A 13527-nucleotide genomic window follows, 5' to 3' on the forward strand; every position below is an offset into this window, starting at 1 on the left:
GCCCGCCTCACGCGGCCGCAGTGGCGGGCTCGGCCGACGGGGCGCTGTCACGCAAGGGGACCTCGCGGATGAACCAGGCCAGCACGAAGGCGAGGGCGCCCAGCGCGGCGGCGCCGAGGGCCATGGCGTGGATGCCGTCGGAGACGGCGAGGCGGACCGCCTCCCGCGCGGCGGGCGTGAGCCGGATGAGCGCCTCGGGCGTCAAGGCGATCCGGGTGGCGGTCTCCGCGCCGAGGTGGTCGATGAGGGTGTCCTGCAGCCGGGCGGTGTACAGGGCGCCCAGGGCGGCCACGCCCAGTGAGGCGCCCATCGTGTGCCAAAGGGTGACCGAGCCGCTGGCCGCCCCCATGTCGCGCGGCTCGGCGCTGTTGATGGTGATGATCGTGGTGGACTGCATCAGCATGCCCACCCCAAGGCCGCCGATCAGGGTGAGACCGGAGGCGAGCGCCAGGTTGATGCCCGGCCGCAGCATGAGGAGCGCGAGCATGCCGGCCGCCACGGTGGAGCCGCCGAGGATCGGGTAGATCCGGTAGCGGCCGTTGCGGCTGATGAGCCGGCCGGTGCCGATCAGCACGGCGACCATGCCCAGCATCGCGGGCAGGATCAGCAGGCCGCTGGCGATCGGCGAGGCACCGTGGACCAGATGCATGTACTGGGGCAGGAAGGTGGCCGCCACCACCATGCCGACGCCGCCGAGGAAGCGGATGACCTGGGCGAGGGTGAAGTTGCGGTCGGCGAACAGGCCCAGCGGGACGATCGGCTCGGCCGCGCGTCGTTCCACGAACAGCAGGGTGGCCAGCGCCGCCACCCCGATAAGGATCAAGGCGAGGATCGGAGTCGATCCCCAGGCGTACTGGGTGCCGCCCCAACTGGCGACCAGACTGAGCGCCACCAGCGCCACCGTCAGCAGCAGCGCCCCGAGGTAGTCGATCCGCGTCCTGATCCGGCGCCGCTCCAGCCGCACGGCGGCACCGATGAGCAGCAAGGCGGTCGCGCCGATGGGGAGGTTGACGAAGAACGCCCACCGCCAGCCCAGTTGCCCGGCGAACAGGCCACCGAGCAACGGCCCGGCGATGAAGGCGATCGGCATCATGATCCCGAACAACCCCATGAGCTTGCCGCTGTGCCGGGGTGGCACCAGCTCGCCGATCAGCGCCAGAGCGCCGGTCATCAGCCCGCCCGCGCCCAACCCCTGCACCATCCGGAAGCAGACGAGCTGGATCATGTCATGCGCGGCTCCCGACAGCCCTGACCCCAGCAGGAAGACCACGATCGCGGCCATGTAGACCGCCTTGCGGCCGTACAGGTCGCCGAGCTTCCCCCAGATCGGCGTCGAGGCGGCCATGCAGATCAGATAGGCCGTCGCCACCCAGGAGAAGTACTCCAGCCCACCGAGATCTTTCACGATCGCCGGCAACGCGGGCCCGAGCATCATGCCGTCCAACGGGGCTGTGATCATGCCCAGCATCACGCCGATCACGCCCACACGAAGAGATCGATCCACACGTCCTCCATTTCGCGTACCTCGTACGTGAAATGGACCATAACCATTCAGGTACCATGTACGCAAATGGAGGGAAGGGATGTGCATGGCCGACGAGCGAGCGACCAGCATCTGGATGCAGCCGGAGGGGCACGAGCGCTCCGGCCCGGGACGGCGCCCCGGCTACAGCCGGGAGCAGATCACCCGAGCGGCCGTCCAGATCGCCGACGCCGAAGGAGTGGAGGCCGCGACCATGCGGCGGATCGCAGGCGAGCTGGGCACCGGCGCCATGTCGCTCTACCGCTACGTACCCCGGCGCGACGACCTGTTCGACCTCATGATCGATCTGGCGATGAGCGAGATCGAGCTTCCCGACGGCCCGTCGGGTGACTGGCGCTCCGACCTGACGCTGCTGGCCCGGCAGATCCGCGCCACCGGCCTACGCCATCCCTGGCTGATCGCGCTGCTCACCAGCCGGCCCACGCTAGGCCCCAACCTGCTGCGCGTGCACGAGTTCGCACTCGGCGCCTTCGACGGGCTCGGGCTCGACATCGACGACATCACCGGGTTCGTCGGCATGCTGAACGACTACGTACACAGCGCGGTCCGCCGCGAGATCGGCTGGCTGGAGGAGGCCCGCCGCACGGGCCTGGACCCCGAGCGCTGGAAACGGGACTACATGGGACCGTACGTTCGCCAGGTCGTCGAATCCGGCGCCTTCCCCCTGTTCAACCGATCGGTCCTCGACTCCCGCACCGCCCACCTCGCCACCGAGGAACGCTTCCGGCATGGACTCGATCGCATCCTCGACGCCATCGCCGCCCTCATCCCATCACTGTGTCCTCGTTAAGCAGGAAGGCAGACCGAGACGACGGCGCCACCGGCGGCGGGCCGACGGAGGCTTCTAGAGCAGGAGGCGTCTGGTCCTCGTCGAGGGGTTCTGAGGGCCTAATTTTGGTTTTACACCAACCCAGCGCCTTTACAAAGTAGATCAGGAAAGCAACTCGATCAGCAGGCGGGTGATCTCGACGGGGCGCTCCATGCTCGGCAGGTGACCGGCCCAGTCGAGTTCGAGCAGCGTCGCGTCCGGCAGCGCCTCCGCCGTGTGCCGTCCGCTCTCCCGGAAGTACGGCAGGTCGTGGCCGCCGGTGACCACCAGCGTGGGCGCGGTGACCACCGTCAGGTCGATCGGTTCCCTGCGCCGCTCGGGCACCGGGTCGGCGGCCAGTTGCACCTCGAACGCGTGCCGCTGCATCGCCGCCAGCCGCGCCCTGACCGGCTCGTCCGCCTCGGGTCCCAGCCACGTGCGGACGTTGAGGTCAACCGCTCCCCCGACGTCGCCCGCCTCGATCAGCCGGTCCTCCTCCGCCCCGAACGCCTCAAGATCGGGAGTCGGCGGCAGGCCGCAGCCCGCGTTCAGCAGCACGAGCCGCGAGACGAGATCGGGATGCCCGGTCGCGAGCTCCAGCGCGACCCGCCCGCCGTACGACGATCCGACGAGCCCGACCCGGCGCAGGCCGAGCGCCGCGAGCAGGTCCGCGACGTCGCCGGCGTCCGAGTACGGCCCCTCCGCGACGCACGGCGTGCGCCCGCGCCCCCGGAAGTCCAGCCGGATGACGCGGAACCGCTCCCCCAGCGGCTCCCACTGCGGATCCCACATGCCCGAGTCGGCGACGCTGGAGTGCAGCAGGACGACCGGCTCACCCGAACCCCGTTCCTCGTGCCAGACCGTCATCGTGCCTCCATCGCGACGCGGACGCCGAGGGCGACCAGCACTGTCCCCGACAGCTGTTCCAGGCGGCGGCGGACCGCGGGCCTGCCGAGCACGGCGCCGGCCCTGCCGATCGCCCACAGGAAGATGCCGATTTCGTTGCCGAGGAGAGCGGCCACTCCGGACGAGCGCCCGGCCCTGAGCGTCTGCCGCAGGATCAGCGCCGTGCCGGCACCCGGGATCATCGCGAGCAGGAAACAGGAGCCGACGAAAGCGAGCCAAACCACACGCTCATCCTTCCGGCCGGGTCGCGAGCCCACAACCGATTTCCCGCCCGGTGCGGGCGTGAACGCCCCGGTCGGACGCACGTCGCGACGAGAACCAGGGCTCTCTTAGGAGGCAGGCTGGTCGAGGTCGGCCAGGTCCAGCACGAAGCGGTAGCGGACGTCGCCTCGATCGAGGCGGGCGAGCGCCTCCTGCACGCGGGCGGAGGGGAGCAGTTCGATGTCCGCGGTGATTCCATGCTCGGCGCAGAAGAGCAGCATCTCGGCCGTGCCCGCCCGTCCACCGGTGCCCGACGACGTCAGCTTCTTGCGGCCGTAGATCAGGTCCATGACCCGCAACGGGATCTCGCCGGGATAGCCGAGCAGGCTGAGCGTGCCGTCCAGGGCCGCCATGCGCAGCAGCGGCGGGATGTCGTGCGGGGCGGAGATGGTGTCCAGGATGAGGTCGAACCGGCCGCGTGCCTGTTCCGTCTGCTTGTCGTCGGTGGTGAGCAGCAGGCCGGTAGCCCCGAGCCTGCGGGCGTCGGCGGCCTTGTCCGGCGTGCGGCTCAACACGGTGACCTCGGCGCCGAGGGCGGCGGCGAACTTCACCGCGAGGTGCCCCAGCCCACCGAGGCCGGCTACGGCGACCCGGGTGCCCGGCCCGACCCCGGCGGCTCGCATGGGCTCCCACACGGTGATCCCGGCGCACATCAGCGGGGCGGCGGCGGCCGGGTCGAGCCCGCCGGGCAGCCGGTAGGCGAACCTCTCCCGCAGCACGTACTCGCGACTGTAGCCGCCCTGCGTCGTGGTGCCGTCGACGCGGTCGGTCCCGCCGTAGGTGCTGGTGGCGCCCGCGTAGCAGAAATTCTCCTGCCCCACCTGGCACATCGGGCAGTCCCCGCAGGAGTCGACGATGGTCCCGACCGCGACCCGGTCACCTGGGGCGAAGGTGGTCACCGCGGCACCGACGGCCGCAACCGTGCCGGTGAACTCGTGACCGGGAACCAGGGCCCCTTCGTCCCGGAAGACGCCGCGGATCCTGTGCAGGTCGCTGTGACACACGCCGCAGTAGTCGATGCGCACCGCGATGTCGTCGTCGCGCAGCTCCCTGCGCTCGATCGCAACCCGCTGCAGCGCGGTGGATCCGTCGACGCTCTGCCAACCGGTGGTGAGGCGCATTGATTCTCCCCAGACAGACTGTTCGGTCTGTTTCAGACTAGCCGCCTCCGGTCGAAAGGCAAACCAACTGTTCTGTTTGCTATCGTGATCCCATGCCCGAACTGCCGACCACGCCGCGCGGCGCCGCGACCAGTCGGCGCATCCTCGACGCGGCCACCGAGGAATTCGCGCAGCGCGGCATCGCCGGCGCCCGGATCGAGCGCATCATCGCCGCGGCGCGCACCAACAAAGCCCAGCTCTACGGCTATTTCGGCAGCAAGGAAGGCCTGTTCGACGCGGTCGTCGCCGACTGCGTCGGCCGCACCACCGACGCCGTCCCCTTCGACGTCGACGACCTGCCCGGCTGGGCCGTGGGACTGTACGACCTGAACCTGCGCCAGCCGCACCTGGTCCGGCTCATCGCCTGGATCCGGCTGGAGCAGCGCCCGACCGGCCGGTGGTTCGACAGCTCCGAGCACGAGCCGAAGCTCGCCGCCATCGCCCAGGCCCAGGCGGCGGGCCGCCTGCGTCCAGGCGACCCCTTCGACCTGCTGACCCTGGTCATCGCCATGGCGTGCGCCTGGTCACCTGCCAGCGGCGTCTACACCGCCACCGCGGACGAGCCCCCCGCCGAGCACGAACGCCGCCGGGCACTGCTGCGCGACTGCGTCGCGCGCGCCGTATCGCCCTGACCCGACCGGCTGCCCAAGCGCATCGCCGCCGTAGGGGATCGTTCGTACGGGGTCGGGGACGCGCGGCGGCCGGATGAACGCGTACGGCCACAGGCGCCGGTGTGGTCAGCCCGATTCACGAGGGAGTCGTCCGTCCAGAGCGGACGACGACAGGAAAGCGGATCAACCGCTCCTTTCCACTTTCAACCTATAGCGCACAGGGGGGCTTGCGGCAAGACCCGGGTCGTACCGCAAAATCAACGGCCGGAGCCGGCGCCCAAGGCCGCCCGTGCCCGCGTGAACCACGCGGGAACGTCGCGCCAGGACCCGAGAACAAGAGAATCCGCGAACCCCGGCGACCTGAACCCACGACGGCCCAGGTTCGTCACGGCGGTTCGGGCGCCTTCGTGCGCGTGACGGTCGCAAGCCACCCAGATCGGAGCTGATTACGTGAACCCGCTGCCCACCAGCGCGTTCGACCTTCCCGGCAACCTCTCCCACAAGGCCGATCCAAGGCTGATCGCCGCCGATGAGCGGCACTTCGCGGCCATCGCAGAAAGCCTCGAACAGTCGATCGCCGAGCTGTCCGATCGCCTCGACACCGAGCTCAAGGCCCCAGGCGGCAGTGGCCGGCAGGCGCTGGACCGGGACCTGGAGGTCCACCGGCTGACCGCTCGCCTGCGCATGCTGCGCCGCTTCGGCCTGGACCTGTGCCTCGGACACATGGTCGGCGAGGACGACCCCGAGCCCGTGTACATCGGACGACTCGGTCTCACCGACAGCGCGGGTCGCCGGCTCCTGCTCGACTGGCGCTCCCCCGCCGCTGAGCCGTTCTTCGGAGCCACCCACGCCAACCCGATGGGGCTGACCAGTCGCCGCAGGTATCGCTGGACCCGCGGCCGGATCAGCGACTACTGGGACGAGGTGTTCACCCCGGACGGGTTCGAAGGGCACGCCGCGCTCGACGACCAGTCCGCCTTCATCGCCAGCCTGGGCGGCAGCCGGTCGCCACGGATGCGCGACGTGCTCGGCACCATCCAGGCCGACCAGGACGCCATCATCCGCGCGGGATCCGAGGGCGCTCTCGTCGTCGACGGTGGCCCCGGCACGGGGAAGACCGTCGTCGCCCTGCACCGCTCCGCCTACCTCCTCTACTCCGACCCTCGCCTCGGTCAGCGCCGGGGCGGCGTGCTGTTCGTCGGTCCGCACCAGCCCTACCTGGCCTACGTCGCCGACGTACTGCCCAGCCTCGGGGAAGAGGGCGTGCAGACCTGCACCCTGCGCGACCTCGTCCCCGAGGGGGCCGCGGCGGCGATCGAGACCGATCCCGGCGTGGCCCGCCTGAAGTCGTCCGCGGATCTGGTGAAGGCGATCGAGCCGGCCGTCAGGTTCTACGAGAACCCGCCCACCAAGGGGATGACGGTCACGACCCCCTGGTCCGACATCTGGCTGAGCCCCGACGACTGGGCCGAGGCGTTCGAAGCGCCGGAACCCGGCACTCCGCACAACGAGGCACGCGACCGGATCTGGGAGGAACTGCTCACGATCCTGGTGGACAAGCACGACGGCGACGCCCCGGCCGACCTGGTCCGCAGGTCGCTGGTGCGGGACAGGGAGCTGCTCACGACCTTCAACCGCGCGTGGCCGCTGATCGAAGCGACCGACCTCGTCGGCGACCTGTGGTCGGTGCCCGCGTACCTGCGGATGTGCGCTCCCTGGCTCAGCGTGGACGACGTACGGAAGCTGCAGCGCGCGGACGCCCAGGCGTGGACGGTGTCCGACCTGCCGCTCCTGGACGCGGCACGGCAGCGGCTCGGCGACCCGGAGACCTCACGACGCAGGCGTCGCCATGACGCCGCAGTCGCGGCCCAGCGCGAGGGCATGGCGCGGGTCGTCGACGACCTGATCGAGGCCGACGACTCCGAGATGCTCGTGATGTCGATGCTGCGCGGACAGGACCTACAGGATGCCCTGGTCGACGAGTCCGCGCTGCCCGCCGCCGACCCGGACCGGCTCGCCGGCCCGTTCGCGCACATCGTGGTGGACGAGGCTCAGGAGCTCACCGACGCGGAGTGGCAGATGCTGCTGCTGCGCTGCCCGTCCCGGAGCTTCACCATCGTCGGCGACCGCGCCCAGGCGAGGCACGGGTTCACCGAGTCGTGGCACGAACGGCTCAAGCGGATCGGGCTCGACCGGATCACCCTCGCCTCCCTGACCATCAACTACCGGACGCCGGAAGAGGTCATGGCGGAGGCCGAGCCGGTCATCCGGGCCGTGCTCCCGGACGCCAACGTGCCGGCCTCCATCCGCGGCGGCGGCGTCCCCGTCGTCCACGGATCCGTTTCGGATCTGCGCTCGATCCTCGACGCCTGGCTCGCGGAGCATGCCGAAGGGACCGCGTGCGTGATCGGCGATCCCTCCTTCGAGGAGACCTCCCGCGTCCGGTCACTGACCCCGGAGCTGTCGAAGGGGCTCGAGTTCGACCTGGTCGTCCTCGTCGACCCGGAGAGGTTCGGCGAGGGCGTCGAAGGAGCGGTCGACCGCTACGTCGCCATGACCCGGGCGACCCGGCAACTCGTCATCCTCACGAGCTCCTGACGCCGGTCGGCTGCGGTCACCACCCGACGGGGCCGAGGCGGTCGATGAAGATCCCCGTCGGCCCGTCGGCGTCGATCGTCGCGAGTCTGACGATCGAGTCGGTGCCCTCGGTGACCGTCAGCTCGCCGGTGTGATTGTTCATGTCGGTGGCGGCGAACTTGCGGTTCGCGACTTCGCCGGGAGTGGCGACGTTGAACTTGACCTTCGGGATCGCCTGGGCGTACCGGACGGTGATCATGTTCAGCGCCGCCTTCGACGAGCTGTAGGCGAGCTCGTGCATTCTCGAGACGGGCTGCTCCGGATCGGTCACGACCGTGAAGGAGCCGCCGCCGCTGGACACCATCACCACCCGCGGATGGTCCGCCGCCCGCAGCAGGGGAAGGAACGCGTTCGTGACCCTGATCGGCCCGTAGACGTTGGTGTCGTAGACGGAATGGATCTCCTCCACCGTCGTCTCCGCGGGCGCGACGACCTTTCCCGGCGTGCCGGCGTTGTTGATCAGTACGTCCAGGCGGTCGGTGTGCTCGCGGACGAGCCGTACGGCGCCGGCCACCGACTCGTCTGAGGTCACGTCAAGCGGGACCATGATCACATCGACGCCGCCGGCGGTCAGCTTGTCGGCGGCCGCCCGTCCTCGGCTCTCGTCGCGCGAGCCGAGAAAGACCGTCCAGCCCTCTTCCCCGAGCCGCCGGGCCGCCTCGAACCCGAGTCCCTTGTTGCCACCGGTGATCAGCACCGAGGTGCGCTCCGAGTTCGTCATTCGTCCTCACTCCGTGGAGTCTCGTGCCGGCGCGGATCGTCCGCGCGGCGTCCTGACGAACACGAGACGCCGCTAACCCGCCCCCTGTGACAGCTCGGCTGTGTGACGTACGCCACTGGTCGCGGGTGTCACACAGCTGCGGGAACCGGCGTCTCGTGCGTGTGGCACAGTCGAGAGCGATCAGGCAGGAGCCGGTGATGAGCGAGGGACGAATGAGTGCGGCGCAGTCACTCGCCGGCGGCGGCCGGATGGATTCCGCCGATCCGGCCACCGAGGCGTTCGTCGCCCACCGCAACCTGTTGTTCACCGTCGCCTACGAGATGCTCGGCTCGGCCGCCGACGCCGAGGACGTCCTGCAGGAGACCTGGCTGCGGTGGGCGGGCGTCGATCTCGAAACCGTGCAGGATCGGCGTGCGTACCTGGTGCGGATCACCACCCGCCAGGCGCTGAGCAGGCTGCGTGTGCTCGGCCGGCGCAGGGAGTCGTACGTCGGGCCGTGGCTGCCGGAGCCGCTGCTGACGGCGCCCGATGTGGCCGAGGACGTGGAGCTGGCCGACAGCGTCTCGATGGCGATGCTGCTGGTGCTGGAGACGCTGTCGCCGACCGAGCGGGCGGTGTTCGTGCTGCGCGAGGTGTTCGACCTGGACTACGACGAGATCGCCGAAGCGGTCGGCAAGAGCCAGGCCGCGGTCCGCCAGATCACCCACCGCGCACGCGCCCACGTCGCCGCCCGCCGGCCACGCGACGTCGTCTCCCCTGCCGAGACCCGCGACGCCCTCCAGGCCTTCCAGCAGGCAGTCGAGACCGGCGACCTGCAGAGCCTGCTCGACATCCTCGCGCCGGACGTCGTCGTCCTGAGCGACGGCGGCGGGCTCAAGAGGGCCGTGGCGCGGCCCGTCGTGGGGGCCGGCAAGGTGGCTCGCCTGCTGACCGCCGGCCTGAGCAGGTTCGGCGCCGAGGTGTCGGCCGAGCCGGTACAGGTCAACGGCCACCCCGGTCTCATCATGCGGATCAACGGGGAGATCGACGGTGTCGTGGCGATGCGGATCGAGGACGGGCTCGTGGCTGGGATCTACTTCGTCCGCAATCCCGACAAGCTGTCGCGTGTGGAACGGGAGACCGCGCTGAGCCGCTGAGACCGGAACGACCCGGCAGTCCGCGCCGTGACCCTGCGCCCTCCGCTTCAGCGTCCGGCGCCGGAGTCGTCCTCCGGCGCCGCGCCGTACATGCGGGACAGATCCGCGACGGCCTCGGCCATCAGCGCGCGGAGGTCGGCCGGCTCCAGCACCTCGACGAGGACGCCCATGCGCAGGAACAGCCACCGGGCGTGCGTGAGGGACTCGATCGGCAGCGTCAGCCGGGTCCAGCCGCCTGACTCCGGCTGCCCGTCGGCCAGCGCCTTGTCGACGACGTCTCCCCCCAGGGTGAACCGGAGCAGGTCCTCCGCGCCCGGCGCGAGTCGTACCACCGCCTCGGCCGTGTACATACGTGAGGCGAAATCCGCGGCGAAGCCGCGCCAGAACTCGGCGAGATCGAAGTCCGGCGGCCGTTCGAAGCGCTCGGACAGCACCTCGGCCTCGATGATCCTGGCCACGCGGTAGGTCCGCACCGTACCCGAGCAGGCGGCGGCGAGATACCAGGAACCACCCTTGAGAACCAGCCCGTAGGGATGCACCAGCCGTTCCACCTCGGCCGGCCCCCACCGGCGGTAGCGCAGCCGGAGCACCCGCTCCTCCCACACCGCCTCCGCGACCTCCACGAGGAACGGCGCGTCGTCGGCGCCGCGGTACCAGCCCGGCACGTCGAGGTGGAACCTCTCCCGCATCCTGGCCGCGTGGGAACGCGGCTCGGGCGGCAGCGCGGCCAGCAGCTTCAGCTCCGCCGCCGCGGCGAAGTCGGCGAGCCCCAGTTCGGCCGCCGGGCCCGGCAGGCCGGCCAGGAACAGGGAGGACGCCTCCTCCACGGTCAGCCCGTTGAGGCGGGTACGGTAGCCGTCGAGCAGCCGGTATCCGCCCAGCGGCCCACGGTCGGCGTAGACGGGCACCCCTGCGGCCGACAGGGCCTCGACGTCCCGGTAGACGGTGCGGACCGACACCTCCAGCTCTTCGGCGATCTCCGTGGCGGTCATCCTGCCGCGCGTCTGCAGCAGGAGCAGCAGGGACAGCAACCGGCTCGCACGCATGTGACCAGTCTGCCACCTTTACAAAGTAGATTTATTTGCTTTCGCACATGAGCTGTGTTCAAATGCACGCATGGAGAGTGCCGACCGGATTCGGGCCATCATGAACGCGCTGCGGACGTCCGACAGCGTCTCCGTGGCCGAACTGGCGCTGGCGTACGGGGTCTCGGAGATGACCATCCGGCGCGACCTGGACGAACTCGCCCAGCAGGGGGTGGTCCGGCGCGTCCGCGGTGGCGCCCTGAGCCTGCTGCTGCGTGGTGAGGAGCCGCCCTTCGGCGTGCGCGAGCGGGAGGCGATCGACGCCAAGCGCCGCATCGGCGCGGAGGTCGCCGGCCTGCTGGCCGACGGCGAGGCCGTGCTGCTCGACGGCGGCACGACCGCGCTCGAAGTCGCCCGAGCCGTACGTGAGCGCCGCCTGACCGTCCTGCCACTGGCGCTGCAGGCGGCGCAGGAACTGGCCGGCGCGCCCCGCGTCCGCCTCGTCCTGCCCGGCGGGGAGGTGCGGCACGGGGAGATGAACTTCGTGGGCCCGCTGACCGAGACGTCGATCAAGGCCCTGCGGTTCGACACCGCGGTGATCGGCTGCTGCGGGCTGTCGGCCGAACACGGCCTGACCGCGCACGACCTGCCCGAGGTGGCCATCAAGCAGGCCGCGATCGCCTCGGCCCGTCGCGTCGTCGTCGCGTGCGACTCGGGGAAGTTCACCCGTACGGCGTTCGGGGCGGTCTGCGGGCTCGATCGGCTCGACCTGGTCGTCACCGACGAGGGCATCCCCCGGGACCAGCACGACGCTCTCACCGCCGCCGGGGTCACGGTGCGCACGGTGTCCGCCTCCGCCCCTGCCTCGGCCCCCGTCACCTGAGCACCGCCTCTCCCCCGCGTGGACGGCGGCGTGCCCGGACCGTCCGCGGCCCCAGGTGCTCCGCGCGGGTGTCGCCGCCCAGGGATCGCACCCGGGTCCGGACATGGACCCGGGCGATGCGCGAGCGGGAAATCACTCCAGGCCCCCACCTCCAGGCCCGTCATCAAACCCCGTCCTCAAACCAGCCCTCACACCCAGCCCTCACACCCAGCTCCGGCGGTCGCCGGGAGGGGGTTCCCCTGCGGGAGGCGCACACCTCCCCCGATCGTTCACCCAGCTCACCGGCACCGCCGTTCACGGAGCCCGTTCACGGAGCCCGTTCACGGAGCCCGTTCACGGAACCCGTTCACGGGCCCGTTCACACGGCTCGATCGCACCCGAGCGGACCTCCGTAGGAGCGCGTCGGCCCCGACGCCCGGCATCCCGCAGGTCCGCGACAACACACCCGGGACCCAGCCGGGACACCACAGCCGCGAACACAAGCCGCGAACACAAGCCGCGAACACAAGCCGCGACGACAAACCGCGACAACAAACCGCGACGACACAGACGAACCTTCCAGCGCCCCGAGGAGCACGACATGGCTCTGTCCGCCCCCGCCCGCCCGGCGCTTCTGCGCGCACGCGTGGCCGTCTACGGGCTGTTCCTGCTGGCCGGCATGGCCATGGGCACGTGGACCAGCCGGATCCCCGCCATCAAGGCAAGCCTGGGGCTGAGCGACGGCGCGCTCAGCCTGGGACTGCTCGGCATCGCGGCCGGTGCCATCACCGGCATGCAGGTGGTCGGCCGGCTGGTGGACCGCTACGGCAGCTACCGGACCATGCTGCCGATGGCCGTCGCCCAGGGGCTCGTCCTCGTGGTTCCCGCCTACATGCCGAACCTGCCGGCGCTCGCGCTCTCCCTGTTCGCGTTCGGCGCGGTCACCGGCACGCTCGACGTGGCGATGAACGCCAACGCCGTCGTGGTGGAGCGGGCGTACGGAAAGTCACTCATGTCGTCCTTCCACGCGGTGTTCAGCGTGGGCGGGTTCGCGGGGGCGTCCGCCGGTGGCATGTTCGCCCACGCCGGGGTGAGCCCTGGTGTCACCTTCGCGGCGATGGGCGCGGCGATCCTGCTCATCGCCCTGCTGAGCGCCCGGTGGGCGATCCGCGACGCCCCTGCGCGGGAGGCGGTGCAGGCGGGTTCCCCCCAGGCCGGACCCGCGCGCCGGCGTGTCGGCGGCGGCGTGCTGCTCCTCGGCGTCCTCGCGTTCTGCTGCATGATCGGCGAAGGCGCCGCGGCCGACTGGGGCTCGGTCTACCTGCGTGACAACCTGGGCTCCTCCCCCGGCTTCGCCGCGGCCGCGTACGCCGCGTTCTCGATCATGATGACGGCCGGCCGGTTCGCCGGGGACCGCCTCGCCGCCTGGCTGGGGCCGGTCACACTGGTGCGCTGTTGCGGAGTCATCGCCGGGGCCGGTCTCGCGGCCGGGATCGTCGTGAGCGAGCCGGTTGCCGGGGTCGTCGGATTCGGTCTGTTCGGCGCGGGCCTGTCGTGCATCATTCCCCAGGTGTTCTCGGCCGCCGGCCACCGCGACCCCGCCCAGTCGGGGCGCGCGCTCGCCGCCGTGGCGAGCCTCGGCTACTCCGGCTTCCTCGCCGGCCCCGTTCTCATCGGCGGCCTGGCCGAGGCCGTCACCCTTCCGCGCGCGCTGCTGGTGCCCGCCGTGCTCGCGTTGTTCGTGGCCCTCACCGCTCCGGCGCTGCGCTCACCCCGTCCGGAACCCGCGACCGATCGTCGGGCCGAGCCCGCCCGGGATTGACGAGCCGGAGCCGAGGGTTGGATCGGGCAGGGCCG

Annotated in this window: 12 protein-coding genes; 6 read left to right on the plus strand and 6 right to left on the minus strand. The window is 71.0% G+C overall.

Annotated features, from left to right (window positions below; genetic code table 11):
• Positions 1-7: 7 nt before the first annotated feature.
• Positions 8-1504, minus strand: a complete 1497-nt coding sequence (locus ABZ857_RS22850; RefSeq protein ID WP_357045985.1) for an MDR family MFS transporter — start codon at positions 1502-1504, stop codon at positions 8-10.
• 85 nt (positions 1505-1589) lie between these two features.
• On the opposite strand from ABZ857_RS22850, the gene ABZ857_RS22855 reads away from it, so the two are divergent.
• Positions 1590-2333: a TetR/AcrR family transcriptional regulator gene (locus tag ABZ857_RS22855; RefSeq protein ID WP_357045987.1), complete on the plus strand. Its 744-nt coding sequence runs from the start codon at positions 1590-1592 to the stop codon at positions 2331-2333.
• Positions 2334-2474: 141 nt separating this feature from the next.
• Here ABZ857_RS22855 and ABZ857_RS22860 read toward each other — a convergent pair whose 3' ends face one another.
• The 3 genes from ABZ857_RS22860 to ABZ857_RS22870 form a co-directional block, all read right to left on the minus strand.
• The gene (locus ABZ857_RS22860) at positions 2475-3218 is read right to left on the minus strand and encodes an alpha/beta hydrolase (RefSeq protein WP_357045989.1); all 744 of its coding nucleotides are present in this window, start codon (positions 3216-3218) and stop codon (positions 2475-2477) included.
• Positions 3215-3481, minus strand: a complete 267-nt coding sequence (locus ABZ857_RS22865; RefSeq protein ID WP_357045991.1) for a hypothetical protein — start codon at positions 3479-3481, stop codon at positions 3215-3217. The genes ABZ857_RS22860 and ABZ857_RS22865 overlap by 4 nt, the downstream gene beginning before the upstream one ends.
• Before the next feature lie 105 nt (positions 3482-3586).
• Positions 3587-4639 (minus strand): NAD(P)-dependent alcohol dehydrogenase, encoded by a 1053-nt coding sequence (locus tag ABZ857_RS22870; protein ID WP_357045993.1) that lies wholly within the window; start codon positions 4637-4639, stop codon positions 3587-3589.
• A 92-nt stretch (positions 4640-4731) separates the two neighbouring features.
• On the opposite strand from ABZ857_RS22870, the gene ABZ857_RS22875 reads away from it, so the two are divergent.
• Both ABZ857_RS22875 and helR read left to right on the plus strand, forming a co-directional pair.
• Positions 4732-5310 (plus strand): TetR family transcriptional regulator, encoded by a 579-nt coding sequence (locus ABZ857_RS22875; RefSeq protein WP_357045995.1) that lies wholly within the window; start codon positions 4732-4734, stop codon positions 5308-5310.
• A 429-nt stretch (positions 5311-5739) separates the two neighbouring features.
• Positions 5740-7887, plus strand: a complete 2148-nt coding sequence (helR, locus tag ABZ857_RS22880; RefSeq protein WP_357045997.1) for an RNA polymerase recycling motor ATPase HelR — start codon at positions 5740-5742, stop codon at positions 7885-7887.
• A 16-nt stretch (positions 7888-7903) separates the two neighbouring features.
• Here the strand turns inward: helR and ABZ857_RS22885 are convergent, their stop codons facing one another.
• Complete coding sequence (locus ABZ857_RS22885; protein ID WP_357045999.1) at positions 7904-8647, minus strand: SDR family oxidoreductase; 744 nt, start codon at positions 8645-8647, stop codon at positions 7904-7906.
• 248 nt (positions 8648-8895) lie between these two features.
• Between ABZ857_RS22885 and ABZ857_RS22890 the strand changes: the two genes are divergently transcribed.
• Positions 8896-9783 (plus strand): RNA polymerase sigma-70 factor, encoded by an 888-nt coding sequence (locus ABZ857_RS22890; RefSeq protein ID WP_357046233.1) that lies wholly within the window; start codon positions 8896-8898, stop codon positions 9781-9783.
• Positions 9784-9830: 47 nt separating this feature from the next.
• Here the strand turns inward: ABZ857_RS22890 and ABZ857_RS22895 are convergent, their stop codons facing one another.
• Positions 9831-10829 (minus strand): transcriptional regulator, encoded by a 999-nt coding sequence (locus ABZ857_RS22895; RefSeq protein WP_357046001.1) that lies wholly within the window; start codon positions 10827-10829, stop codon positions 9831-9833.
• A 70-nt stretch (positions 10830-10899) separates the two neighbouring features.
• Here ABZ857_RS22895 and ABZ857_RS22900 point away from each other — a divergent pair, with 70 nt between their 5' ends.
• The gene (locus tag ABZ857_RS22900; RefSeq protein WP_357046003.1) at positions 10900-11691 is read left to right on the plus strand and encodes a DeoR/GlpR family DNA-binding transcription regulator; all 792 of its coding nucleotides are present in this window, start codon (positions 10900-10902) and stop codon (positions 11689-11691) included.
• A gap of 580 nt (positions 11692-12271) precedes the next feature.
• Positions 12272-13492, plus strand: a complete 1221-nt coding sequence (locus tag ABZ857_RS22905; protein WP_357046005.1) for an MFS transporter — start codon at positions 12272-12274, stop codon at positions 13490-13492.
• Positions 13493-13527 lie beyond the last annotated feature (35 nt).

The organism is Microbispora sp. NPDC046933 (assembly GCF_040644635.1).
Lineage (GTDB): Bacteria > Actinomycetota > Actinomycetes > Streptosporangiales > Streptosporangiaceae > Microbispora.